This is a genomic window from Methanolobus psychrotolerans (assembly GCF_002243045.1).
In the GTDB taxonomy this organism is placed as follows: domain Archaea; phylum Halobacteriota; class Methanosarcinia; order Methanosarcinales; family Methanosarcinaceae; genus Methanolobus; species Methanolobus psychrotolerans.
The window spans coordinates 82108-107014 of record NZ_MBKP01000019.1; the positions used below are offsets into that span (position 1 = coordinate 82108).

25 protein-coding genes are annotated in these 24907 nt (G+C 42.3%); 15 read left to right on the top strand and 10 right to left on the bottom strand.

The genetic code is table 11. The annotated features are described in order from the left end of the window. Positions 1-302 precede the first annotated feature (302 nt). From hisS to BB781_RS08195, 12 genes are all read left to right on the top strand, one after another. The gene (gene hisS / locus BB781_RS08140) at positions 303-1571 is read left to right on the top strand and encodes a histidine--tRNA ligase (RefSeq protein WP_094227999.1); all 1269 of its coding nucleotides are present in this window, start codon (positions 303-305) and stop codon (positions 1569-1571) included. Beyond that, positions 1537-2028: a hypothetical protein gene (locus BB781_RS08145; protein ID WP_094228000.1), complete on the top strand. Its 492-nt coding sequence runs from the start codon at positions 1537-1539 to the stop codon at positions 2026-2028. Before hisS ends, BB781_RS08145 begins: the two co-directional genes overlap by 35 nt. Further along, positions 2028-2684, top strand: a complete 657-nt coding sequence (locus tag BB781_RS08150; RefSeq protein ID WP_094228001.1) for a hypothetical protein — start codon at positions 2028-2030, stop codon at positions 2682-2684. The genes BB781_RS08145 and BB781_RS08150 overlap by 1 nt, the downstream gene beginning before the upstream one ends. Then, on the top strand, positions 2659-3162 hold the full coding sequence (locus tag BB781_RS08155) for a hypothetical protein (RefSeq protein WP_094228002.1): 504 nt from the start codon (positions 2659-2661) through the stop codon (positions 3160-3162). Before BB781_RS08150 ends, BB781_RS08155 begins: the two co-directional genes overlap by 26 nt. A 32-nt stretch (positions 3163-3194) precedes the next feature. Further along, positions 3195-4418 carry a DUF7284 family protein gene (locus tag BB781_RS08160; protein WP_094228003.1) on the top strand — a complete coding sequence of 408 codons (1224 nt, stop codon included), beginning with the start codon at positions 3195-3197 and terminating at the stop codon, positions 4416-4418. 189 nt (positions 4419-4607) lie between these two features. Then, positions 4608-5066, top strand: coding sequence for a 30S ribosomal protein S15 (locus BB781_RS08165; protein WP_094228004.1), 459 nt, complete (start codon positions 4608-4610; stop codon positions 5064-5066). A 143-nt stretch (positions 5067-5209) separates the two neighbouring features. Further along, positions 5210-6427 (top strand): bifunctional sugar-1-phosphate nucleotidylyltransferase/acetyltransferase, encoded by a 1218-nt coding sequence (gene glmU, locus BB781_RS08170; protein ID WP_094228005.1) that lies wholly within the window; start codon positions 5210-5212, stop codon positions 6425-6427. Positions 6428-6437: 10 nt separating this feature from the next. Continuing rightward, on the top strand, positions 6438-8267 hold the full coding sequence (gene glmS / locus BB781_RS08175; protein WP_094228006.1) for a glutamine--fructose-6-phosphate transaminase (isomerizing): 1830 nt from the start codon (positions 6438-6440) through the stop codon (positions 8265-8267). Positions 8268-8294: 27 nt separating this feature from the next. Further along, entirely contained in the window at positions 8295-9596 is a 1302-nt protein-coding gene (gene glmM / locus BB781_RS08180) for a phosphoglucosamine mutase (RefSeq protein ID WP_094228007.1), read from the top strand. Further along, positions 9593-10801, top strand: a complete 1209-nt coding sequence (gene glmU / locus BB781_RS08185; RefSeq protein ID WP_094228008.1) for a bifunctional sugar-1-phosphate nucleotidylyltransferase/acetyltransferase — start codon at positions 9593-9595, stop codon at positions 10799-10801. The genes glmM and glmU (BB781_RS08185) overlap by 4 nt, the downstream gene beginning before the upstream one ends. A gap of 33 nt (positions 10802-10834) precedes the next feature. Further along, entirely contained in the window at positions 10835-12175 is a 1341-nt protein-coding gene (locus BB781_RS08190; RefSeq protein ID WP_094228009.1) for a DHHA1 domain-containing protein, read from the top strand. Beyond that, the gene (locus tag BB781_RS08195) at positions 12172-12405 is read left to right on the top strand and encodes a KEOPS complex subunit Pcc1 (RefSeq protein ID WP_094228010.1); all 234 of its coding nucleotides are present in this window, start codon (positions 12172-12174) and stop codon (positions 12403-12405) included. The genes BB781_RS08190 and BB781_RS08195 overlap by 4 nt, the downstream gene beginning before the upstream one ends. A 56-nt stretch (positions 12406-12461) precedes the next feature. On the opposite strand, the gene BB781_RS08200 is transcribed toward BB781_RS08195, so the two are convergent. Both BB781_RS08200 and BB781_RS08205 read right to left on the bottom strand, forming a co-directional pair. Next, the gene (locus tag BB781_RS08200) at positions 12462-13034 is read right to left on the bottom strand and encodes a uracil-DNA glycosylase (protein ID WP_094228011.1); all 573 of its coding nucleotides are present in this window, start codon (positions 13032-13034) and stop codon (positions 12462-12464) included. 40 nt (positions 13035-13074) lie between these two features. After that, a complete protein-coding gene (locus BB781_RS08205; RefSeq protein WP_094228012.1) occupies positions 13075-14004 on the bottom strand; it encodes a ketopantoate reductase family protein in 930 nt (309 codons plus the stop codon). A gap of 204 nt (positions 14005-14208) precedes the next feature. On the opposite strand from BB781_RS08205, the gene BB781_RS08210 reads away from it, so the two are divergent. Further along, entirely contained in the window at positions 14209-15780 is a 1572-nt protein-coding gene (locus tag BB781_RS08210) for a serine--tRNA ligase (protein WP_394335332.1), read from the top strand. Between the two features lie 219 nt (positions 15781-15999). Here the strand turns inward: BB781_RS08210 and BB781_RS15700 are convergent, their stop codons facing one another. Then, positions 16000-16203: a hypothetical protein gene (locus tag BB781_RS15700; protein WP_164997822.1), complete on the bottom strand. Its 204-nt coding sequence runs from the start codon at positions 16201-16203 to the stop codon at positions 16000-16002. 135 nt (positions 16204-16338) lie between these two features. Between BB781_RS15700 and BB781_RS08215 the strand changes: the two genes are divergently transcribed. Then, on the top strand, positions 16339-17502 hold the full coding sequence (locus BB781_RS08215) for a VWA domain-containing protein (RefSeq protein ID WP_094228013.1): 1164 nt from the start codon (positions 16339-16341) through the stop codon (positions 17500-17502). A 651-nt stretch (positions 17503-18153) separates the two neighbouring features. Here the strand turns inward: BB781_RS08215 and thiE are convergent. Next, positions 18154-18804: a thiamine phosphate synthase gene (gene thiE / locus BB781_RS08220; protein ID WP_094228045.1), complete on the bottom strand. Its 651-nt coding sequence runs from the start codon at positions 18802-18804 to the stop codon at positions 18154-18156. Positions 18805-18811: 7 nt separating this feature from the next. Then, on the bottom strand, positions 18812-19597 hold the full coding sequence (gene thiM, locus BB781_RS08225; RefSeq protein ID WP_094228014.1) for a hydroxyethylthiazole kinase: 786 nt from the start codon (positions 19595-19597) through the stop codon (positions 18812-18814). Between the two features lie 310 nt (positions 19598-19907). On the opposite strand from thiM, the gene BB781_RS08230 reads away from it, so the two are divergent. Beyond that, positions 19908-20498 (top strand): 30S ribosomal protein S3ae, encoded by a 591-nt coding sequence (locus tag BB781_RS08230; RefSeq protein ID WP_094228015.1) that lies wholly within the window; start codon positions 19908-19910, stop codon positions 20496-20498. Positions 20499-20589: 91 nt separating this feature from the next. Here BB781_RS08230 and BB781_RS08235 read toward each other — a convergent pair whose 3' ends face one another. From BB781_RS08235 to BB781_RS08255, 5 genes are all read right to left on the bottom strand, one after another. Beyond that, positions 20590-20850 carry a hypothetical protein gene (locus BB781_RS08235; protein WP_242492583.1) on the bottom strand — a complete coding sequence of 87 codons (261 nt, stop codon included), beginning with the start codon at positions 20848-20850 and terminating at the stop codon, positions 20590-20592. Between the two features lie 47 nt (positions 20851-20897). Then, positions 20898-21860: a YbgA family protein gene (locus tag BB781_RS08240; RefSeq protein WP_094228016.1), complete on the bottom strand. Its 963-nt coding sequence runs from the start codon at positions 21858-21860 to the stop codon at positions 20898-20900. An 89-nt stretch (positions 21861-21949) separates the two neighbouring features. Beyond that, entirely contained in the window at positions 21950-23659 is a 1710-nt protein-coding gene (locus BB781_RS08245) for a glutamate--tRNA ligase (RefSeq protein WP_094228017.1), read from the bottom strand. Positions 23660-23774: 115 nt separating this feature from the next. Continuing rightward, positions 23775-24074 carry a hypothetical protein gene (locus BB781_RS08250; RefSeq protein WP_094228018.1) on the bottom strand — a complete coding sequence of 100 codons (300 nt, stop codon included), beginning with the start codon at positions 24072-24074 and terminating at the stop codon, positions 23775-23777. Further along, positions 24074-24805 (bottom strand): fumarylacetoacetate hydrolase family protein, encoded by a 732-nt coding sequence (locus BB781_RS08255; RefSeq protein ID WP_094228019.1) that lies wholly within the window; start codon positions 24803-24805, stop codon positions 24074-24076. Before BB781_RS08255 ends, BB781_RS08250 begins: the two co-directional genes overlap by 1 nt. Between the last annotated feature and the right edge of the window lie 102 nt (positions 24806-24907).

Below are 24907 nucleotides of genomic sequence, written 5' to 3' on the forward strand. Positions count from 1 at the left end.
TTTGTTCTTTTTTAATCAAAAATTTATAATCCAATTACAATATTCGTTCATCTTAAATATAAACAAAAATAATCGAGCATTTCAGTTAAGTACGCTCTATTTCTGCAGAATATATTGTAGGATAGTAACAGACAGGACCCAAATGTCCAAAATGTTCAAATCACCAGATAGAAGTGAAAACTAATCGAAACTGTAAAATATACTCCATTTATACTACCAGACATACTTGATTAAAAATACATGAACAGCTATTCAAACAATTATCTTTCAGCACATAATTCATATTATTAGGTTGACCAAAAATGAAAATAAGCAAACCACGAGGAACACGTGATTTCCTCCCAGAGGATACAAAGCAAAGAAGGCATGTAGAGAACATATTACGCCAGATTGTCAGGAACTGGGGATTCAACGAGATAATTACTCCCACATTCGAGAGCCTAGAACTTTTCACACTCAAATCCGGTGAGGGGATAATAGGAGAACTCTACAACTTCACTGACAAAGGAGACAGGGAAATGACCCTACGTCCGGAACTGACAGCTCCGGTCATGAGAATGTATGTCAATGAAATGCAGGCATACCAGCAACCATTGAAGTTATTCTATTTTGAGAACTGCTTCAGGTATGAGAGGCCACAGAAAGGACGTTTCAGGGAATTCTGGCAGTTTGGCGTGGAACTCATTGGCAGCAACAAAGCAGATGCTGATGCCGAAGTTATCGCACTGGCGACATATATGCTGAAAGCTGTGGGCATTAAAGGTGACCTTCACGTCAATAACCTGGGAGTGATAAGACATCTCCTTAACATCCTGGAAACCGAACACCAGAGCAAAATAATGAGGCTTGTTGACAAAAAAGATGACATTGGACTCAATGACTTCCTCGAGGAAATTGATGCACCTGCTGATTTGCGTATGAAACTTCTTGAACTGATATGCCTTACCGGAGATGAAGCGATTTCAAATGCAAAGGAACTTGTGGGTGAAATCCCTGAAATTCAAAGATTCCAGGAACTATTGACACTTCTGGATACCTATGGAGTTGAATATACTATTGATTTTGGCATCGCCAGAGGACTTGACTACTACACAGGCACGGTTTTTGAAATATATGCAGAAGGACTCGGTGCCCAGAACCAGGTTTGCGGAGGAGGTTCATACCAGCTTATTAAGCTTTTTGGCGGCGGGGATGTACCATCAACAGGATTTGGCCTTGGATTTGACAGAATAATGGAAGTCTGTGAGATAGAAGCACCTGATGACAAGCCGATTGTCATTATCGCAAAGGACAGCACTCGTCTTGAGGCCGTGAAAACTTCCATAAAACTCAGGCCACACATGCCAGTCTACAATGACCTGATGAAAAGAAACTTCAAGGCACAGCTGACCTACGCTAACAACATCGGTGCCAACCACGTAATAATAATAGGTGAACAGGAAGTTGAGGCTGGAAAAGTCACCCTGAAAAATATGAATAGCGGTGAGCAGGAACTTCTGACCATCGAAGAGGTCATCCTGAAACTTGGAAAAAATAATGATACCATCCCTGAGAAGAATAAAAAAAGATGAAAGGGCAGCAGATGCCCTTCCCATGAGAATGGTAGTTGCAGCCATATCTATAGGAACATTACTGCTTCTGCTGTCAACCGGAATTTATTCACTTATGGAAAAAGAGGAGATATATGCTGCTCAAGCTGTTATTTCAAAGATAGAGTCCCATGCTGACCAGATGGCCTCCATGGGGGCAGGCAGCAATGTAACGCTTGACATAGACATTCCATCAAATACAAACCTTGTAATGGGAGCCATACCCGGGAAAGAGAATGAATGGCCCTCCGATGCCCATAACTACTACTTAGAGATCAATGGCAAGCAGATAACAGAAGAATCTGTTGCATATTATTCTAATGATACACTTGACGGATGTGTTGTTCTGAGTCCCGGACCTCACATAATAATTCTGAAAAGTGTTCGCGATAAAAATGGAAAAATTTTTATTACACTTGATGATAAGTCGCAATTGTAATGAAAAAACGAACTGAAGTTAAAACAACAATATCTGCTTTTTCAGTCAATACTAAAGAACTGACTGGCGACAATAGTGCATGGACAGATCTTATACTTTCAAAAACAGCACTTGTTTTTGCAACTGTGGTTGTCCTTGCAGCAGTATACAGTCTAGCTGCCAGTTCCTCTGACATCGTCAAAAAGAATGAGCTGGAAGTAATAACACTTGACCTGACATCAAACATTGATTCAATTGGGAGCATTCATTCAAATACAGATAAGCCAGCGACAATATATTTTTTTGATACATCTTCACGACAATTGATTGACAATAGCAAATTGAAGATTTCAGTTTCAGGAGAATATGTAAGTAGCACTTTTGCAGACAACGGACGAAATATGTCCGCAGTCAGAACGCTTAGCTACAGGACACTCCCATTTAGTCCTGATGAATTCAGAAACATGCTCAACGGAAAATTTGCTGCCGATGGAAACATCAACCATCCAGTTCATTCGTTATTCCCATACACGGATGTAACTGACTTTTTGGCTATTGCAGCAGCAGATGACCTTAGTTTGAACACAAGTAAAGGGGTACGCATTGAAAAGACATCAGTGTTCGTAACAGACGGAAACGAGGTGAATGAACTTGAATATATCCTCGTTTACCAGTGACGAAAAAGCTTTCCTTGAACCTAACAATGATATAATAGTCACCGCTCTGGTAGTAATCGGATTTGTAGTATTTGCAATGATCCTCTCAAAGACTTTCATTGCATTCAATGATAACTCACAGGCACTTGAAAACTATGAGCATGCTGCCATGATAGCAAAAGACATTGCATCTTATCCGTCGCTCCAGGGAAGCAGGCCTGAATTAATTTCTGCGGAAGCACTTGACAGGATAGCAAGTCCTGTTGCAGATGAGGAACGCTACTTATTATTCCATCATTTTTCTGCAAACATGGATTTTTATGTTGAAGCAGGGACTGATGATGGAAACTATAAATGGATCATTGAACAAGGAACCGTTTCCCAGCAAGGAAGGGATGTCATTGCAGCATCATTACCTGTTGTAATAGAACTTGGAAGCAATGCACGTTGTGTTCCCGGAACGATTACTGTGAAGATCATGCAGAACAAGTGGAAGTGAACTAGACTGAAGATGGAAGAGAAGAGATTTAAATGACATTAAATAGAAAACAGGGTAAGAATGACAACCGGAACATTGTATATAGTATATTAAGAGATGAGAATGCATTCTCATCGAGCATCGATGCCATCCTATTTCTGATATTGGTTTCCATTTCGGCGATCATTCTTATGCCTTCCATTGCTGCCGATGAACAATATCGTTCTGCAAGCTACATATCAGCACAGGACATGGATGCACGCCTCATGAACACCATTATGTGCAGCACGGTGGATGAATACGAGTACACATTAAAACCTACTGAATTAGCAGACATTGATGTAAACCTCTCGGAACATTCGATTCTGGAGAATGCTGAGAAGACCATGTTTACAAAGGAACAACATCATCGTACCTTTTCAGACCTGGTGGCTGAGAGTCTTGTAATGAACCTGTTCTTGGAGGAAAACAATACTATAAAAGTCCTCAATCCCATGACAGGAATGCAAAGGATAGAAACAGAAAAAGTTATTGAAGCTCATCTTGAAAAGACTATAGGGAACAGATACAATTACAGATTCGAAGCCCACTGGGAGCCTGTTGTTGGATACGACATACAAAGTGAAATAATAATAGGAGAGAATGCACCGGTAAATGCCATTCGTCAAAAGGCGAGGATATCAATGCCAATGATATATCCGGTAACAATGGAAGATGTATACCTACCATTCAACGAAAGTAGTATTTACAATGCTGTAAATTCCCTCGATCCTGATAAAGAACTGCATGAAATGTTCAACAACAGTATTGACATTGCATCCGGAGGATCTGCGGAGATGGTCACAGAGATTGTCTTTCCCTATGAATACCTGGAATCACTTAACAGCACGGAGATAAGTGTAAACAGCGAGCAACTTGCATGTATTAGAGGACCTGCCGATATGAACTACAGCAGTCCTGTGATACAAAGTGCTCTTGGATGCATGAACTACACTGTAAACGGACTTTATGGACTGGACATAAAACTTACTCAAGAAGAACAAAGCATCAGCCTTGATATTGTAGATACTGTTAAAATTAGTATTATGAACAGGAATATAGAAGTTATTTCAAATCACATAAAAGACAATTTGAATGATGATGTCAACCAGACAGTTGCACTTATGCGCAATGCCACAGATAACAGTACCAGATATGAGCTTGCCGATGAACAGCTTGGAGCAATATACAGGACAGCAAATCCGGCAGGTGCGGATATTGTACTTCTGCTCTGGTAAGTATCGGGGACCTTTCACAAAAACAATTCCAACAATCACAACATATATATTATATGATGATATTCATAAGAACCACTTCGCCAATCATATTAACATTTTATCAGATTGACTCCCAAGTTCAACAATCTGATAAGGATCTATATCTTAAACCTATAACAGATTCGATTTACAATTATCAGGAGGAATTCAATGGCAAAAATGCACACCCGGAGAAAAGGGAACTCCGGACCAACAAAGCCACTTCGTACCGAAGCACCGGCATGGTCCACAGTGACCAATGAAGAAGTGACAAAAGTAGTGACTGACATGTGGAGACAGGGTGTCAGTACAAGTGAGATCGGTATGACACTCAGGGACAAATACGGCGTACCTGATGTCAAGATCGCTACAGGTAAAAAGATCACGCAGATACTTAGAGAGAATGGTGAGAAATTCGCTGTGCCTGAGGATCTGTACAACCTTATCGTAAAGGCAATCGGACTAAGGAAACACATGAACAACAATCACAAAGATGTTCACAACAAACGTTCCCTTCAGAATATTGAGTCCAAGATCAGGAGATTGGTCAAATATTATCAGTCTACAAAGATTCTGCCAGCTGACTGGAAATACAAGCCAGAGACAGCTGAAATGTTGATCACAAGATAAACACGATTTGCAAATGTTTGACCGTAAGGTCAAACCCATCTCTTTTTTTAGTATTATTTCCCTTCGTTTAGACTATAGAACTTCAGTTACTTCAAAATACCTAGAAGGTAACTTATAAATTGTTTTAAAGAGCATTATATGCCATGAAAGCAGTTATTCTTGCAGCCGGTGAAGGTAAAAGATGCCGGCCTCTTACACATACTAGATCTAAGGTTATGCTTCCGGTGGCAAACAAGCCAATCCTTGAGCATGTTATCAATGCCCTTGTAAAAAACGACATCCGGGAAATAATACTGGTCGTTGGATATAAAAAAGAACGTATAATGGACTACTTTGAAGACGGGATAAACTTTGGTGTCAAAATAGAATACGTTGAACAAAAAGCACAGATAGGAACTGCACATGCTATTCTCCAGGCACGTGAGATGATTGATCACGCTGAAGAGAAATTTGTCGTTGTGAACGGTGACAATATAATCGGACCTGATGCAATACATGACCTCATAAGTGGAGCAGAGGGAGATGCAACACTCCTTGCCTGTAAAAAGGACAATGTCAGCGGATATGGAGTAATAGTTGCCAGAGGAAAGAGCGTCAGGGAAATTATTGAAAAACCTAAAACACTCGTAAGTCACCTGATCAACACAGGGATCTATCTTTTCAAACTGGAAATATTCGACATGATAGCAAAGACACCTATATCGACGATCGGCGAGTATGCTATTACAGACACCCTTCAGGCAATGATCGATAATGGGATGAATGTAACAATGGCAGCAACTAATGCAGAGTGGCTTGATGCAGCATATTCCTGGGACCTTCTGGAAGCAAACACAATTGTTCTTGGTGATGTAGAAACCGATCTCACAAAAGGAAAGGTTGAAGAAGGAGTACACATAAAAGGAAACGTATCCATCGGAAAGAACACGACCATCAGGGCTGGATCATACATTGTGGGACCTGTCATCATTGGTGATAATTGTGATCTAGGGCCAAATGTAGTTATACTGCCGTCCACAAGCATTGGTAATAACGTTTCAATAGCCTCATTCTCACATATCAAGAACAGTATCCTCATGAACGACGTACGTATCAGTACCCACAGTAATGTGTCAAGTTCAGTCATCGGAAGTAACGTTTCAACTGGTCCCAACTTCATTACTGATGAAGGCAACAATGTGCTTATTCAGATAGAAGGTGAACTTCGAAGTGCTGAAAAACTCGGAACCATCGTAGGCGATGATACTGAGATCGGAGGCAACGTCCTTGTCCGTGAAGGAAATATGATCTCCACAAACTGCCGCATCAGTTCCGGTAAAACAATATCTGAAGATATACCTACGGATTCAATTGTAATTTAGGGTGATTAAAATGTGTGGAATTGTTGGATATATTGGTGATGCTCAGGCAGTACCTATTTTACTTGAATCACTCAAAATGCTGGAATACAGAGGATATGACTCTGCAGGTGTTACGGTTTTTAACGGAAAGCTTGAAACATATAAGATAGCAGGAAGAATAAAAGACCTTGAAGCCGTGATTCCATGGAATATGCAGGGAAGCACTGGTATTGGGCATACAAGATGGGCAACACACGGAAAACCGGAAACAAGAAACGCTCATCCACATCTATCATCTGATGTGTCGGTAGTTCACAACGGGATTATCGAAAACTATATGGAACTGAAGGAAAGGCTGATAGGGCTTGATTACGAGTTCAAGTCCGATACAGATACAGAAGTTATTGCACATCTTTTACATTTCAATATGAAATGCAGAGGTCAGAAGTGCCTGCTTGACGGCCTGGCAGAAACCGTAAAAGAACTCAAAGGTTCGTACGCAATTGCAGCTCTTTGTGCTGAAGAACCCGGCCTGCTGGCTTTTGCCAGAAAGGATAGTCCCCTTGTAATAGGAGTTGGGAAAGGCAGCAATTATGCTGCATCTGATGTTACTGCTTTTTTAAAGCACACAAAGGAAGTAATCTATATCAATGACAATGAGATCGGGCTTTTAAAACCCGATTCCATAGAGATATTTGACCTTGAGGGAAAACAAGTATCCAGAAACGCGGAAATCATTGAATGGGATTTAGAAGCTGCTGAAAAGGCAGGTTATGAACATTTCATGCTAAAGGAGATACATGAACAACCCACATCGATCCAAAATACGTTTGCAGGCAAACTATCCGAACTTGAGGGAACTGTTACACTGGAAGAACTATATCTTAAACCGGACGAGATCAAAAGACTGAAAAGAGCAACTATTATAGCCTGTGGAACTTCATGGAATGCAGGCATACTTGGCAAATACATTTTTGAAAAACTCGCAGGACTCCACACTGACGTGGAAACTGCATCAGAATTCAGGTACAGTAACCCTGTCCTGTGTGGAGAGGAATTGACAATTGCTATCACACAATCAGGTGAGACCGCTGATACCCTAGCTGCAGTCAGGAGTTCAAGCTCCTACGGATGCCGCAGTATTGCAATCACAAATGTTGTGGGAAGTACCATCACCAGGGAAGCTGATAGTGTACTTTATACCAGGGCAGGACCTGAAATAGGAGTTGCGGCAACCAAGACATTCACAGCCCAGCTAGTAGCACTCTACATGCTTGCCATCTATCTTGGAAGGATACGAGGAGTTGTCAGCGCAAATGAGGCAAAGGACCTTATTGTTGGAATAAAGCGTCTTCCCGGACAGATACAAAAAGTGCTCAACAGGAAAGATGCAATAAATGAGTGTGCTGTGCAGTTTGCAGACAAAAGGGACTACTTCTTCATCGGGCGCTATCTCAACTACCCGGTTGCTCTTGAAGGAGCATTGAAACTAAAGGAAATCTCATACATACATGCTGAAGGCTATGCAGCAGGCGAACTCAAACATGGTCCTTTGGCACTTATCACAGATGAAACACCCGTAGTTGCAATAGCAACCAGAGGACATACTTATGAGAAAATATTGAGCAACATCAAAGAAGTCAAGGCACGAAATGCCACTGTTATTGCGGTAGCTGATGACGATGACACTGAAATAGACAAGTATGTAGATGTTGTGCTTCGGGTGCCTTCTTCACATGAACTGCTTGCACCAGTTCTTTCGTCTGTGGTATTGCAGTTACTTTCATATTATACTGCACTGGCAAAAGATTGTTCCATTGATAAACCACGAAACCTTGCAAAAAGTGTAACCGTTGAATAATTATTTTATTAAAAGTGAGGATATCGAATGAAATTATTTGGCTCTTCAGGCATCCGTGGACTTGCAAATATAGAAGTCACAGTTGACCTGGCCCTGAAAGTAGGAATGGCTCTTGGAAGATCAAAGAAGACTGCAGTCATCGGAAGAGATCCCCGCATAGCTGGAGAAATGATAGAACTTGCAGTCATTTCCGGCCTTATGTCTGCTGGATGTGACGTTACAAGAGTTGGTCTTGTCACAACACCCACACTTGCATATGCTGCACGTAATTACGATTGCGGAGTTATGATAACTGCATCGCACAACCCTGCAAAAGATGTAGGAATTAAACTATGGAACCTTGATGGGATGGCCTTTGATTCTGCCCAGCAGGAAGAGATAGAATCCATCATCGAGAAAGAAGATTTTATCAATGCATCATGGAATATGGTCGGGAAAATAGCCACATATGAAAATGCAGTTCGAGACCACATTGATATGATACGCAGCCACTCAACCGATGCAGCCATCCGGGTTGTTGTGGATTGCGGAGGCGGTGCCGGTGGAACAATAACACCTTTCCTTTTGCGTGAAATGGGATGTGAGGTCATAACACTTAACTCCCAGCTTGACGGACACTTCCCTGCACGCAATCCAGAACCTAATGATAAGAATCTCTGGATGCTCAAAAAAGCAGTGACGGAATTTGAGGCTGACCTTGGTATCGCGCATGATGGTGATGCTGACAGGATGATGGCTGTGGATGAGCACGGGAGGTTTGTATCGGGAGATGAGATGCTTGCCATCTTTGCACGCTATGAATGTAAAGGCAGTCCAACAATTGTGGTCCCTGTGGACACCTCAATGATAGTTGACGACGCACTGCCAGACTCCACTATAATCCATACAAAAGTTGGTGACGTATATGTCGCAGAGGAGATTAAAAAACAAAAAGCAGATTTTGGGGGAGAGCCATCCGGAAGCTGGATATTCCCTAGAATATCATATTGTCCCGATGGAATCTATGCTGCAGCTTTACTTGTTGACATTGTCAAAGAGAAGAAATTGTCTGTCCTGAGAGAGGAGTTACCACAGTATCCTACATTAAGAAGCACAGTTGCATGTGATAATTCAAGAAAGGTAAAAGCCATGGAAGCCATCAGGTCAAAACTTGAAACCATGGGTACGGTTTCCAATATAGATGGGATCAGAATAGACATGGAGGACGGCTGGGTACTTGTCAGGCCATCGGGAACCGAGGCAAAGATAAGAATTACAGCAGAAGCCCGAAAGAATGTAAAAGAACTCCATGCCAAAGTTGAGAGTATTGTAAAGGAGTGCCTTCAATGAAGGTCGTGATCCTTGCAGCCGGTGAAGGCACACGTATGAAGCCGCTGACCGCCTCTAAGCCAAAAGTGATGCTACCAATAGCGAACAAACCGATGATGGAACATACTATTGACGCTGCAGTAAATGCAGGAGTCAGTGAATTCCTTATTGTTTCAGGATACCGCGAAGATTCTATAATAAATTACTTTGGAGATGGCAGTGGTCTTGGAATTAGCATTGAGTACGTGCACCAGGAAGAACAGCTTGGGACGGCAAACGCCATAGGTTATGCAAAAGAATTTGTAAAAGGACATTTCATCGTCCTCAACGGGGATATGCTTGTAAGCACTGAACATATCAGCCACCTCATATCCAGGACCGAGGATGCCATTATCAGTGTGAAGGAAGTGGAAAATCCTTCACAGTTCGGTGTTATTGAAACTGCGGACTATAAGGTCACCAGAATAATCGAGAAACCACAGAATCCCCCCACAAACCTTGCAAATGCAGGCATATACCTGTTTGACGACATTATTTTCGATTACATTGACAGGACAGGAAAATCTAAAAGGGGAGAATATGAGATCACAGACTCTCTGCAGATGATGATAGACGATGGCTGCAGCGTAGGTTATGAGATACTTACAAGTGAGTGGATTGATATCGGAAGACCCTGGGACATGCTGGACGCAAACAAGATATTGCTTGATAAAATCGATAATACCCGTGAAGGAATCATTGAGCCTTATACGACCCTTAATGGAAACGTAAAAGTTGGCAGGAATACCATTATCCGAAACGGAGCCTATATAATCGGACCAGTCGTCATCGGCGACAACTGTGATATCGGACCAAACTGCTTTATCAGAGCTTCAACTGCTATCGGCAACAATGTCCACATTGGCAATGCCGTTGAAGTCAAGAACAGCATTATCATGGATGGCACAAAGATAGGACACCTCAGCTATCTTGGTGACAGTGTCATAGGCACAGCCTGCAATTTCGGCGCCGGGACAAAGGTCGCTAACCTTCGTCATGACAACAGGAACATAAAGTCAATGGTAAAAGGCGAACTAGTTGATACGGGACGCAGGAAACTTGGTGTCATCATGGGAGATGATGTCCATACAGGCATCAATACCAGCATCAATATCGGTACTGTAATGGAACCTGGAAGTTCCACGGCGCCCGGAGAAATTGTGATGTATAAAAGAAAAACTAATTAAGGCACATTGCTATCTTTACACCGGAGATATCGGATGAACTTTAATATTGAGATGCAAAAACTGAAGGAACTGGCAAGAGAAGCAGCAGATGTCATTGAAAAGCATAAGTATGTCCGTGTCATTTCACATAATGATGCTGACGGTCTTACATCTGCCGGGATAATTTGCCAGGCACTCCTGAGAAAAGACATCCGTTTTCACACTACCATCGTACCTAGGCTTGACAGGGCCGTAGTTGATATGGTAAAGACAAGTGCTGCGGATGATGACCTTGTGCTTTTCTGTGATATGGGCAGTGGCCAGTCAGAGATAATATCAGAAATAAAACAGGAAATAGTTGTACTTGATCACCATGTTCCCGTGGGAGATACACCTGCAAAGGTCCTTGTAAATCCACACCTTGTGGGAATTGACGGGGCAATGCACGTTTCAGGATCAGGAACTACATTTTTAGTGGCAATGGAAATGGAACCTGCAAACATAGATCTTGCAGGACTTGCCATTGCAGGTGCGGTGGGCGATAAACAGCTTTTCACTACAATCAACAGCTACATACTGGAAGAGGCTGTGAATGCAGGCGTGGTGTCTGTAAAAAAAGGACTGAAAATAGGCGATGGAGAACTTGCCAGATTACTTGAGTACACACCTGAACCGTATCTGGATATAACCGGCGACCGGGATAAAATAGATAGTTTTCTGGACATCCTTGGACTGCATGGCAACATTGAAGACCTTGACACTGACAAGACAAAGAAACTGACATCTGCAATCACACTTAAACTTGCAAAGCATGCAAGTCCGGAAGCCATCGATGCAGCCATTGGTGACGTGTACATCCTGAACAAGGAGATTGTACACAACGTATATGACCTCGTTGCGATACTGAACACCTGCGGCAAGGCTGAAAAAGGTGGCATGGGTCTGTCGGTCTGTATGAGAAATCCAACACATCTTGAAGAAGCAAGGGATATGGCAATGTCCCACCAGATATCCATTGTAGAGAATATCAAAAAAGGCATGGATATGGTAAAGCAGGGAAAGAGCATTGGTTACCTGATAGGAGAGGACATGGAATCCACAGGTATGATAGCCAGTACTTTTGTCAGGTATGTTAACCCTGAGATGCCATTTGTTGCGGTTAACCAGGTAGAGGACCTTGTGAAGGTTTCCGCAAGAGGCACCCGTGCACTTGTGGAGAAGGGACTTGACCTTTCATTTGCACTCCGTGAAGCTGCTAAAATGGTCGGTGGTGAAGGCGGAGGACATAATGTAGCATCGGGTGCCTCAATTCCGCCGGGAACGGCAGAACAGTTCATCAGCAAGGTCGACGAGATCGTTGCAGAACAACTTCCCCGGCAGGAGAAGGCCAAATGAAGATAAGCACTGTCATCGAATTCAAAGACGAGGGTGCTATGCAGGTAGCTAAGCGGGTCGCAAACTCACTTGCTCCTGATAACATGACAAACATGCATACTGAGATCAAGAACGAAAGTGTGTGTATTTATATCTATACTGAAAAGATCACGTCACTTATAGCCACCGTTGACGATCTTCTGATGAATGCAAAAATCGCGGAAGAGATAGCAGAAGATCTTGAAGAATAAAGCTTGCTTTCAAAAAGCACTTTACTAAATTCTCACTTTTATTTATGTAGTTAGCCTTATTCCCACAAATGCCTGTTGCTATCGATAAGAGCATTCTGCTCCTCGATTCTTGAACGCTGGTATATGAGTGCCGCCGGATGATAGATTTTCAGGAGGGTAGATTTTCCGTCGACAATTCGGGGAACGCCCCATTCGAGTTTCTCAGCATCACAAAAGGCTTTTTCCGCAGTGTTCCCCAGCAGGATGATTACCTTAGGAGCAAGGAGTTCGATCTGGGCCTGAAGGAATGGCTTGCAGGCGTTTATTTCGTTTTTAAGGGGACTGCGATTATTAGGAGGGCGGCACTTTATGGTGTTTATTACCGCATAGTCATTTTCAGAAAGACCCATGTAAGCAACCATGACATCAAGGTTTTTTCCGGCCCTTCCGCAGAAAGGAATACCAGTCTCATCCTCATTCTTGCCGGGAGCCTCCCCTACAAATACAACCTTCGGACTGCGGGAGCCTTTGCTGATGACCTTATTTGTGACGGTTTCATGGAGCTTGCAGTCAGTGCATTCCATTATCTCTTTTTCTATACCTTCGAATCCCTGCTTTACAAGTTCATTCACTGACCTTACAGTTGCCATATGAAAACACTCCTTTACCACAATTTACAGATCAATAATATCAAGCCTGTTTTTGTTTTTCCGCCTGAAGAGCTTCCATGAAACGTATCTGCTCTGAGATGAAAGTATTATAAGGCGCGTCGATACCCAGTTCCTTTGCCCTTACGGCAATGGCACCATTGAGGAAATCAATCTCAGTCTTCCTGCCTGATGAGATGTCCTGGAACATTGAAGAATGGTGTTCTGCTGTGTTCGGGAGCTGGAAGTCATGCAGGTAATAAAGATACTCTTCCGCAGTTTTCCAGGGAAGAGCAACACTTTCGGCTTCTGCGACCATGAAAGCCTCTTTTACCAGATTGATAATAATATTCCACGCATGGGTATTTTCCAGTTTCCCGTAGGGGACACCCATTACAGCGCCAAGGGGATTGAGAGCTGAATTGTATAATACTTTTGACCAGACGGAACTCATAATATTTTCCGTCGCAGTGACCTGTATGCCTGCACTCTTTACAAGTTCCACCAGTTGAAGCACCCCTTCATCAAGACCTGAGGGGAACCTGCCAAGATTCATAGGACCTGTTTCTACGGAAACGTGTACCTGTGCATCGCCTGCCCATTCAAATCCGGTGATGATGGTGCCGCCAATTACCTTATCAGTATATCTGGCAATTATCTCCTCGTTGCCCAGGCCGTTCTGCATACTGACAATCTCCCGACCTCTTACAACATTGGAGAATTGTTCACATATAGATTCAGTTGCAGTTGACTTGGAACTGATGATAATGTAATCGTAATCGTCTTCCGGCACATATTCCGAGCAGCTGAAATTACTGGTTGATTCACCCCAAAGACCGGTCATCTTAAAACCAGCATCTTTTATCCTGTCAGCATGCCTCTTACGACAGACCGCGTGCACATCACAAACGGAAGAGAGTTTTGCAGCAAGAGTAAGACCCACTGCCCCTGCACCTAATATCAGGACTTTCATAAAGCACCTCTTTTTCTGGCTTAGATGTTTTTTTCCGTTAAAAGAATAACTCTTGGAGGACATCCAATAAAGAGAAGCTCTTAATTAGCAAAAGATACATCATGCATAACATAACCAGACACATAAAAGTATTATATAGAAATACGTAGAAATCATAGATTTCTGCTTTACTTATCCCTATCATCAAAGAGGAATGGAATCACAATGGAGTCAAAGAAAAGAGATGAATGCTGCCCGGCAGATAAACCGGAAAATGCCGGAAATCCGATCAATTTCAAATTCAGGCTGGAGTGTTCACTGAAAACAAGTGCAGATGCAACAATTGCTGCAGATATTGTTGGCGCATATATTGATGAGGCTAATCAGACCATTCTGACCAAAGGAGCACCTGAAGGGCAGGGAGCAAAGGTAACAGCATGGAATGTTGAAGGAGACAGGATAAATCTTACCTTTGAATCCGGCAGGCATGTACGTGTCCATGATGCGCTGCTCCGTATGAGGAAGCCCCTTGCAGCCAAGCTCGGGAAAGATTATAAAATAGGTGTACGTGGAATTGAGGTAAGATCATACACCATAGAAGTACCAGCTGAAAAAGAACTTCCAAAAATGAAGATCCCTTATGTCGCAGAGATGACATATGAAAACGGGAACATCAGACTTGTGCTTGATGTTGATGAGGCTGCAATGTCAAACCGCGTGCCTGACAGGATACTTTCCCTTATGGAAGATAAGCTGGAACAGCAGACATATGGTGGGAAGACCGAGCACTGGAATGTACTCTGGCAAAGCGAGAAAAAGGAACATACGTTTTCAGACGACCCTACGAAAGCCATGGTGGAAGCGGGCTGGATCAAGAGAGGCGCCAGCAGAGGACAGTGGATACATGGCCCTCAGTCAACCAAGATGTTCAGGACCTTTGAGAAAATAGTGCTTGATGAATTGCTTGAACCTTTGGGATACAGAGAAATGATCTTCCCGAAACTTGTGCCCTGGGAAGTCTGGCAGAAATCAGGACATGCAAAGGGTGTTTATCCAGAGATCTATTACGTATGCCCTCCAAAGACCAGGGACCCGGAGTTCTGGGAAGAGGTAATTGACCACTACAAGGTAACCCTCGAAGTCCCTACATCACTTATCAAAGAGAAGATAGGCGACCCCATTGGTGGAATGTGTTATGCACAGTGTCCTCCTTTCTGGACATACCTGCAGGGTGAAACGGTACCTACTGACGAATTCCCGATAAAGGTATTCGATAGGTCAGGAACTTCACACAGGTATGAGAGTGGTGGTATCCACGGCATGGAGCGTGTTGATGAGTTCCACAGGATAGAGATAGTTTGGGTCGGAACCAAAGACCAGGTTATCAAAGTCGCTAACGAGTTGCACGACAGGTACATGCACATCTTCAATGAGATACTTGAACTGGAATGGAGAAAAGCATGGGTCACACCCTGGTTCATGGCACAGGAAGGACTCACAGGAGTTGCCGAGCAGACCGAAGCCGGTACAACTGACTATGAAGCAGTCCTGCCTTACCGTGGCGAAGGTGCAGAATGGTTGGAATTCCAGAACGTCAGTGTGAACGGCAACAAGTACCCATCCGGATTCAACGTTAAATGCCAGTCCGGAGAAGAACTCTGGTCCGGATGTTCCGGTGTCGGACTTGAAAGATGGGCTTCAGCATTCTTTGCACAGAAGGGACTGGACCCTGCAAACTGGCCTGAGGAATTCAGGAAAAGAGTAGGAGAAGTACCAAGAGGGATCAGGTTCCTCTGAACCCACTTTCAATATCATCTTAAAGTATTAACAAGGAATCCTGCAAGTATCATAGGTTGGATTCCTTAATCTATTTCGATTACAACTTTCTCTTTCACACTACCTCTCGCTGGTACTACAGTGCTTTTCCTGCTTAATCAAATGGAAATTCCCTTTCAATGTTTGCTTTGATGGATTCCCTTCAAAGAGTTCCGCTGACTTATTCTGATTCTCACTGGATTATTGTACTTGTCCCACAGCATTTACCTGGTACTTGTCTATTACGCTTTGTCCAGATTCAAGCATTGACACAATTATGCCCCTTTCTTCAATACCTGGAACAATCCCATTTACGTATTTCCTCCTATAGTTTGATTCATTATATAACATACATAAAAAGTTACTTTCAAATATATTTATTATATGAAATATATATATCGGCATCTATAAATATTAGTTGAGAAAAACTGCGATTTATTTATGAACTTAACACTTAAACTTAAACTTAAACTTAAATCATTTATGTTACAGGAATAAGTTCATAGGTGGTACTTAATAGAGAAGTGGAGTAATATAGAAATGATCAATAAAAAATTATACAAGTTATTGATAGTAATACTATTGGTAGCCATAGTTACTATCTCGATGGGGGGGACGGTAAATGCGAATAGTATTGTTGCACCTCCTACAGTTACAAAGACTGCATCACCAACAAATATCAATATTGCTGGTAGTGGCACAAATGAATATACTACAGTAGCCATAACGGTAACTGGGGCAGGCAGCAGTACTACGGCAGCTGTGCCTGTAGATATTGTGTTTGCAATAGACAGTTCTGGAAGTATGGCCGGTACGAAAATAGCTGCTGCAAAATCTGCTGCAAAAGATTTCGTAGGAAGGCTGGACGCGAAGGATCAGGCAGGTGTTGTCAGCTGGGCTTCCTCCGTAAGATCTACGACGGCTTTAACCAGCGATTTCTCCTCTGTAAATACTTCCATAGGCACTATGTATGCAAGTGGAGGTACAAATCTTGATCGTGGCCTGACTGGAGCAATAAATGTCTTAAATGCAAATACGAGAACTGGTCCGTCGGCAGAAGTAATTCTCTTTCTGAGCGATGGAGATGGGACTTATACTCCAAGCACTGCAGTGAATGCTGCTGCCGCAGGGTACACGATTTATAGCATAGGTCTTGGTAACCCGGGTGCTGGTGCTGAAGGCAAATTAAAGGATATGGCTAATAAAACAGGAGGGAAGTATTTCTCATCACCAACTTCAGATAACCTTGATGCTATCTATCAGGAGATCTATTCTGAAGTGGCCACTTCTACAATTCCTCATTACGTGGATGTCATTGAAGTAACCCAGGATTACATAGTTGAAGAAAGCTCATTTTCCATTACTCCGGATAGCATAACTACAGATGCTAGTGGAAATACAGTGATAACATGGACCAATATAGGTATGGGTGATTCTAACCCTGACATGTCTAATGATGAAACTGTTGTCCTGTCTTTTGAAGCAAAGTGTTCTCAGAGTGGAAGTAACTTGCCCGTTGATGTTCTTGGAGATGCAAAAGTGTGCTACAAGGACAGTGAAGGGAATGCTGCAGGATGTGTGGATATCCCTCAGGCTTACATAAATGTTGGGACAACGAATGAAGAAATTCCAGAGTTTCCTACCATAGCAATCCCTATGGTTGCAATAATTGGACTGGCATTTGTCTTCAGTAGGAGAGAATAATTCATTATCCTCTCTTTTTTACTGGAAAATTTAAAGTCCATTACTCCTACAATTTCTACTATACATCAATAATCCTCATTGAAGTATTTTTTTCAACAAAAACAATATCAATAACTGATTTTACCTTTCTTTATAGAATATTTGCAACTATATATAATGGTGTGAGTTTCCTGATACAGCTTGCTGTATCAACACTTTAAGTAAATATTAGACATGCCATTAAATCACAAATTTAAAAGATTTCCAGATTTCTAACCTGAAACAAATACAATCATCCTTTGCTTATTCTGTTGCACGTAATACTTAGAGTATTTCTCCATTTGTAACTATTCAGCCTATCACAATCTGCCTATTGATACTAATTTCATCGAAACGGAGATGTTTGCTCATTAACAGCCTAATAATCAAAAAAGCAATCAATAGCAACAATCAAAATAAATAGTCATAATAAAATTTACGTCTCAAATTTGTGTTAAGATTGCGATTGATAGTGTTGTTATCAGGCTGAATAGCTACCTCCATTTTAAAATAAGACATCAAAGTAAAGTGAGAAGTATGTGTTTGACAGAGACAATGGTCAATATATTTAGACAGATCGTGCATAATTATATGATGAATAAACTCCTCATTCTGTACATCCAGTTGTCAGTCCTAAATTCCCATCTTTGTATTCTTGATAATATCGATAAAATCCTGCGTTTCCTTTTTTACATCTTCACTACATAAAACTGCTGATATTGCAACCAAGCTGTCAGCACCATCCTTGATAACACTTTTACAATTCTGTTTATTAATACCGCCAATTGCAACAACGGGGATAGATATAGCATCCTTCACAACCCTTATGCTTTCTGGACCAATCCCATTACCTGCATCATTTTTGGTAGTTGTGTCAAAGATCGGACTCAGGCCAACATAATCAGCACCGCTTTTTTCGGCCTCCTGGGCTTCCTCAACATTGTGGACTGTGAGACCGATTATCTTATCTTTACCCAGTAAAGCTCTGGCAGTAGCTATGGGCATATCATCCTGGCCTATATGGACTCCATCGGCATCAACTGCCATGGCAACGTCAACCCTGTCATTCACAAGGAATATTGCTTTGCTGCCACACAGATTTTTTATCTGTACGGCTTCAAAGATCATATCTTTTGTACTTCTTGACTTTTCTCTGTACTGGACTATCCTGCAACCAGCAGCAACTGCATCCTCTACATCTGACAGCGTTCCTTTTTTAGACAGGCTTGAATCGGTCACCAGATAAAAGTCTATAAGCTCTAGCAAAGATCTTTTTTGGTTCATGGTGAACTCAGTAATCTTCGACATCCATCATGGATTGCGCTTTTTCATCTGAAAGGTTGAATACCTCATCATATAGATACATCTTGAAAGTTCCCGGACCCGCAGATTTTTCGGCTGCAAGTTCCCCGGCAATTCCAAAATAGCATAGCGCATCCTTTGCTGCATCGCAGTAATCTGCATTGACTGCGGCGAAGGAACCGATGACCGATGCAGCCATGCATCCCGTCCCTACAATGGAACCCATTAGCTCATGACCGTTTCTCACAACAAAGGTTCTTTTACCATCACTGATGATGTCCTCTTTACCTGTCATCACAATAACACATGATCTTGAACTTGCAAATTCTTTTGCAACCTGCTTTGGATCAGCATCGATAGCTGTTGATTCGACTCCCCTGGTCTGGGCATTCTCACCTGCCAGTTTTGCTATCTCGGAATAGTTACCTTTGATTATGTCGATCTGAACAGAGTCAAGTATCTTTGCTGCCATATCATCACGGAACTTCGTGGCACCGACACCTACGGCATCAAGCACTACAGGAATCTTCTTTTCATTTGCAGCTGTCGCTGAGAGTATCATAGCATCAATCAATTCGATTGTAAGGGTACCAATATTAAGTACAAATGCAGAAGATATGCCAGTCATTTCTGTACATTCTTCGGGGGCATGCGCCATTACAGGAAGAGCACCCAATGCCCTTGTCATGTTCGCACAGTCATAAATAGTCACCCAGTTAGTAATGTGGTGTACCAGTGGTTTTGTTTCCCTTATTTTGTTCAGTGAATAATTCATATATGATGGACTCCTGTTAGACTCATATATCACAAGAGACTGTTTTACAAATATGTAAATAACAGGTTTGTTATTGTGAATGTCTTAGAGAGAGTATTTATTAATAAAATACTTTTTGTCATTCACAAGCGTTCAATTGCCGGCCCAAAATCCTTAACCGATCTCTTTATATAGAGATATGCATAGTATAGAACGCCAAATTATCAGTGCATACCTTATTTCAGAATCATATTATGACAGCTTGTTGAACAATTACATTATAGTATTAGAATTACATCTATTATCAATCATATTTATTCGGAGGAATTACTTGGCAAGGAAAGTGCAGAGAAAATTAGACAAATGGAAGTCTAAGACATGGTACAACGTTGAAACACCGGGATTCATTAGCAGGACAAACATTGGTGTCACACCTGCAGAAACACCGGAGCAGCTCATTGGCCGTATCGTTGAAACCACTGTCGGAGAAATTGCTAACGATTTCACAAAGCATAACACAAAACTCAGGCTCGAGATCAACGAGGTTAACGGTGACGTTGCAAACACAAGGTTCCTTGGGCACGAGATTACCACAGATTATCTGCGATCTATCGTAAAGCGTCAAACATCAAGGATTGATGCAAACCTTGACATTACAACAAAAGACGGATACGTCATCAGAGTAAAACCTATATGCTTCACTGTCAAAAGGGCAAGAACAAGCCAGATAAAAGGCATAAGGGAAGTCATGAACATTATTGTTAAGGAACGTGCAGCAGAGCTTAACTTCGAGCAGTTTATCGAAGAAGCGATCATGGGCAAGCTTTCCGCAAACATTTACAGGAACGCAAAATCTATTTACCCACTCAGAAGAGTAGAGATCAGAAAGACAGAAGTAAGATCTGTCCCTGTAAAAGTTTAAACCTCTTTGAAATATATATGGGTGGCTTTGGCCACCTAATCTTTACTATTTTTACGTATTTCCCGTGTGCTTTATACTACAAATGGCCACTTTATTCAGAAACCCTGAGCTTACGCTCATATTCATCACGGATCAGTTGCATCATTTTCAGATTGGCATCAATAACAAAACCACCAATATAACCACAGTATTTACAATGGTAAAGACCTTCGATACCACCTGCTTCATAATAGATGTCCGGGCTGCCACAGACTGGACACACTTCCACAAGTTCTTCATCTTCATCCGACTCTGGAATATCTGTTAGTTCTATACCATTATCTTCCACGACAACATCCTCCTTTTGTGCCACCCCAACGGACACTGCACAGACATTATAATATGGATTTTTAAGACATATCAAACTATCCGTAAACTACCTGACAGTTCAGGAGGATAAGGGCAGAATAGAGTTTGCTTTAAAAGATAGTCAGCACTGAATTCCTCTGCCTTGGATATGAACCATTTTCTCAGTTCAAAGATGACAGAACCATCTTCACGATATTTCTGCAGTTTCTGCATGAAGTTAAACTTTTCACTGGCACTGAGATTCCGGGATAAATAACCGAATGCATGCATCAAAGCATTGATGGTAGAGCCGGTACCTGCCTGTTTTGATAGGACTTGCAATAACAGGGACAGGTAATTTTCATAGGCATTCTCAACCGGAAAATTGCCCCTATTTGCAACAATATTCCCCATGCATGTCATAAGCTGTTTGTCATATGCCATAAACAAAAACTTGTTTTTAGTATGATACTCAACCAATGAATTCAACGTCTGCATCTTCCCGCAAAAGGAAGCTTCCCTGAAGGAGGACAGTGCAAAGACCCGGGTCAGAAAATAATCCCTTAGTAAAGGATCATCTACATGTTTTTCATCAATAACAGGCAGATCAGGGAAAGATCTTAATACAGCATCCACGAAAAAACCATTTTCATGATGGTGCAAATATTCTTTGCTGAATGAATCCTGAAAAACCTTTGTAGTCCCAATTCCACATGAAGGAGACTTTGATTTGAGGATAAATCCATCAAAGTCTTCAAGTTTTTCAAGATATGATTTACCAAAAGCCACCATTTTATCAGTAAAATCAAGCCCTGTAGCAGGCTGAATTAGTCTTTTTTTATCTTTAAAGACTATGCGAATGGGTTCTCTGGGAACACCTAGTCCGATCTCACACTCCGGGCAGATATCGATGAAATCAACATATGGTTTCATGGATTCAACTAAAGGAAACTGTATCATTCCTACATCGTAGCGACAGGGAGCAAAACCAAGACATTTGCTGATTACAATGATTGGACGGGGAAATATGGACATTTGGAATACCTCAATAGTAGGTTAAAAGAAGGAACAAAAAGGAGTTTGTGGATAAAACATAGAATAAAAAGGGAATGTTATGAATCCCCTCACTTATGCGTGAAATAAGCCACTACGTCCTCACCCACAGCATCGATCCTGCAGAAACCGAACCTCTCGAACTGCACGACCTTGTTCAGTTCTGAAGTAACCTGCTTCTCAGCAATACCTGTGAACTCACCATCCGGTGAAAGAACCTTTACAGGAACCCCGTCCATTGGAGCCCAGTGGATTATCCTCATTTTTTCCTTTTTCATAGATTCCATGGAGTCACCGAGATACTTTGCCTGCAGAGGTTCCAGGGATGTAATTTCCACATTATACAGGTCCTTGAGCCTGAGCTTTGAACCTGCCTGTAGTTTTTCCACATCTTCCTTGCAAAGATAAACTTTATTGTTCACTTCAATCTCACGGCATCCACGGTCTTCTGTAGGGTGGAGAGCAGGACTTATAGTACATGGACCTGTGCCTGTAATTTCAAGCTCGACCGGATCCCATACAAAGAAATATCTGTTGGCTATCGGGTCAACGAGCTTACGGTTCTCTGCATAGAGAGAATCCATACTGATACTGATATCAGTCTCACCGACACCCAGCTCTATCATGAATTTTCGGATTGCTTCGGGCAAAATGCCTCTCCTGCGGATGGCACGAATCGTTGGCAGACGGGGGTCTTCCCAGCCAGTGTATTCACCTTCCTCTATCGCCTTACGCAATCCACTGGTACTGAACTTGCCGAACTCGTGCATCTTCACACGACCCCAGTGAGTGGTTTTAGGATACTGCCATCCCAGATATTTGTAAATGTAACCCTGGCGCTTCTCACTGTCCATCAGGTCCTTGCCTCTGATGATGTGGGTCATGCCAAGCTCATGGTCCTCAATTGCACCCTCAAAGTCGAGCAATGGCCAGACACAGTATTTGTCCCCAACCTCATGACGTGGATGCGGGGTCTTGACTATCCTGAATGCACCATAATCACGCAGTGCCGGATCTTTGTGATCAATATCGGTCTTGATACGCAGGACAGCAGTTTTCTCCTCGTACTCACCAGAAAGCATCTTGTCCCAATACTTCAGGTTCTCCTGCGGACTTACATCCCTGTGAGGACAGGCCTGCTTTGCATCCTTGAACTTCTTGAAATCCTCACCATCACAAAAACAGACATAAGCATGTCCCATTTCTATGAGCTTGCGGGCATAATCATAGTAGATTGGTATCCTGTCCGAGGCAATAACTATCTCATCAGGTTTTGCACCAAGCCATTTACAGTCATCCACATACCAGTCGTATGCTTCAAGCATCGGACGCTTTGTCTGGGGGTCAGTATCATCAAAACGTATGATGAACTTGCCACCGTATTTCTTTACATACTCGGAGTTTACAATGATACCACGGGTACTTCCAAGAGTTGGCGGACCATTGGGGTTTGGAGCAAAACGCATTACAACCTGCTTCCCTACTTCAATATCCAGTACTTTTAAGCCCTTATCAGGTTCTTTTTTAACACTCAGCTCCTCAATGAGTTCAGGAGCAATGGCCTCAAGGCGGGCCTGCCACTGTTCAGGCGTTTCCTTTGCAACTTCTACAAGGATTTCCTGTATGAGTGGAGTAACATCCTTCGCTTTGGAACGAAGTTGTGGGCACTCGCCCATGACACGGCCCATAACAGCACCGATCTGTGGTGCCTGGCCGTATTTCACAGCATTCTGGAGAGCATATTTCTCTATCGTTTTCTTATCATCATCAGTTAAAGTCATTATAAATCTCCGAAAAAATAAGATCAACATGAATAAGGGATCTGGAATGTTCCTTAGTCTCTTTAAAGACAGACATAATAGGATGAATTATAAGAACTGAACTTAAAAGATATGGTCAGAAAGATTTTCCAATCTCCCTTATCACTTCTGATCTGATGATTATGCCAGTAACATCCTTCTCAAAATCAGAAAAGAATTTGTCCACTGCATCACCTGCCATGGCACCGTGAGATGAAGGCTTTATCAACTGCTCCTGTTCAAGCACACGCAATGAATACCGCACCTTGTGTGTCGGCATGCCTGTTTCTTCTGCCAGTTTGAGTATGCCGATTGGCCCGCGGTCGATAACAACTTTTAAAACTTCCAGATGGCGCTGGGAAAGTTCCAGCTCCCTGTTAACCTGATCGAATAACATTATGCAACCTCGTTGATCAAAGTTCCTATTCCCTCAATCTCCACCTCTACAACATCTCCCGGATGAAGTTCACCCACGCCTGGAGGAGTACCTGTTGCAATGATATCCCCCACTTCCAGCGTCATTACTCCCGTAATGAACTCTATCAGGTAAGGCACATCGAATATAAGCTTGGAGATATTTGAATCCTGCATCACTTCACCATTGACACGGCTTATGATCGAAGCATCCTCCGGGTTGAAATCCGCAACCGTAGTTATGAAAGGACCCACCGGGGCAAAAGTATCAAAACTCTTGGCTCTTGTCCACTGTCCATCCTTCTGCTGCAGGTCACGGGCAGTTACATCATTAAAGCATGTAAAACCTGCAATAACATCATAAGCTCTTTCATAGGTTATGTTCTTGCATTTTTTTCCAATTATAATAGCCAGCTCCGCTTCAAAATCCACTTTTTTGCTGATCTTCGGGTAAAGGATCTTCCCATGGTGTCCAATCACAGCAGATGATGGCTTGATAAAAAGTATTGGTTCTTCAGGAACGCTCAGGCCAAGTTCCTTTGCATGATCATGGTAATTAAGACCCACACAAACTATCTTGGAAGGATTCGAAGGCGGCAGTACCTCTAACTCTGAAAGTTCATACTCCATACATGAACCTTCCTGTGAAATTACGGCATTACCACATACCTCTCCGTAAAATACTTCATCATTGTACCTGAATCGTCCAAACATTAGTGGAACTGTTTTGTTTTCATTCTAGATAAGGGTGAGTGTTCAAAAGAGTACAAAATACAAGGTGCAGATAAGTATTTAAGTACTGTCGCAGATTCCAGT

Coding starts and splice junctions, on each gene's coding strand:
- BB781_RS08240 (WP_094228016.1), bottom strand. CDS start 21,860: ATGTCCATATTTCCCCGTCCAATCATTGTAATCAGCAAATGTCTTGGT.
- BB781_RS08255 (WP_094228019.1), bottom strand. CDS start 24,805: ATGTTTGGACGATTCAGGTACAATGATGAAGTATTTTACGGAGAGGTA.
- thiE (WP_094228045.1), bottom strand. CDS start 18,804: ATGAACCAAAAAAGATCTTTGCTAGAGCTTATAGACTTTTATCTGGTG.
- glmU (WP_094228005.1), top strand. CDS start 5,210: ATGAAAGCAGTTATTCTTGCAGCCGGTGAAGGTAAAAGATGCCGGCCT.
- BB781_RS08200 (WP_094228011.1), bottom strand. CDS start 13,034: ATGGCAACTGTAAGGTCAGTGAATGAACTTGTAAAGCAGGGATTCGAA.
- thiM (WP_094228014.1), bottom strand. CDS start 19,597: ATGAATTATTCACTGAACAAAATAAGGGAAACAAAACCACTGGTACAC.
- glmM (WP_094228007.1), top strand. CDS start 8,295: ATGAAATTATTTGGCTCTTCAGGCATCCGTGGACTTGCAAATATAGAA.
- BB781_RS08250 (WP_094228018.1), bottom strand. CDS start 24,074: ATGTTATTCGATCAGGTTAACAGGGAGCTGGAACTTTCCCAGCGCCAT.
- BB781_RS08145 (WP_094228000.1), top strand. CDS start 1,537: ATGATACCATCCCTGAGAAGAATAAAAAAAGATGAAAGGGCAGCAGAT.
- hisS (WP_094227999.1), top strand. CDS start 303: ATGAAAATAAGCAAACCACGAGGAACACGTGATTTCCTCCCAGAGGAT.
- BB781_RS08245 (WP_094228017.1), bottom strand. CDS start 23,659: ATGACTTTAACTGATGATGATAAGAAAACGATAGAGAAATATGCTCTC.
- BB781_RS08190 (WP_094228009.1), top strand. CDS start 10,835: ATGAACTTTAATATTGAGATGCAAAAACTGAAGGAACTGGCAAGAGAA.
- BB781_RS08195 (WP_094228010.1), top strand. CDS start 12,172: ATGAAGATAAGCACTGTCATCGAATTCAAAGACGAGGGTGCTATGCAG.
- BB781_RS08165 (WP_094228004.1), top strand. CDS start 4,608: ATGGCAAAAATGCACACCCGGAGAAAAGGGAACTCCGGACCAACAAAG.
- glmU (WP_094228008.1), top strand. CDS start 9,593: ATGAAGGTCGTGATCCTTGCAGCCGGTGAAGGCACACGTATGAAGCCG.
- BB781_RS08210 (WP_394335332.1), top strand. CDS start 14,209: ATGGAGTCAAAGAAAAGAGATGAATGCTGCCCGGCAGATAAACCGGAA.
- BB781_RS08205 (WP_094228012.1), bottom strand. CDS start 14,004: ATGAAAGTCCTGATATTAGGTGCAGGGGCAGTGGGTCTTACTCTTGCT.
- BB781_RS08160 (WP_094228003.1), top strand. CDS start 3,195: ATGACATTAAATAGAAAACAGGGTAAGAATGACAACCGGAACATTGTA.
- glmS (WP_094228006.1), top strand. CDS start 6,438: ATGTGTGGAATTGTTGGATATATTGGTGATGCTCAGGCAGTACCTATT.
- BB781_RS08215 (WP_094228013.1), top strand. CDS start 16,339: ATGATCAATAAAAAATTATACAAGTTATTGATAGTAATACTATTGGTA.
- BB781_RS15700 (WP_164997822.1), bottom strand. CDS start 16,203: ATGCCGATATATATATTTCATATAATAAATATATTTGAAAGTAACTTT.
- BB781_RS08150 (WP_094228001.1), top strand. CDS start 2,028: ATGAAAAAACGAACTGAAGTTAAAACAACAATATCTGCTTTTTCAGTC.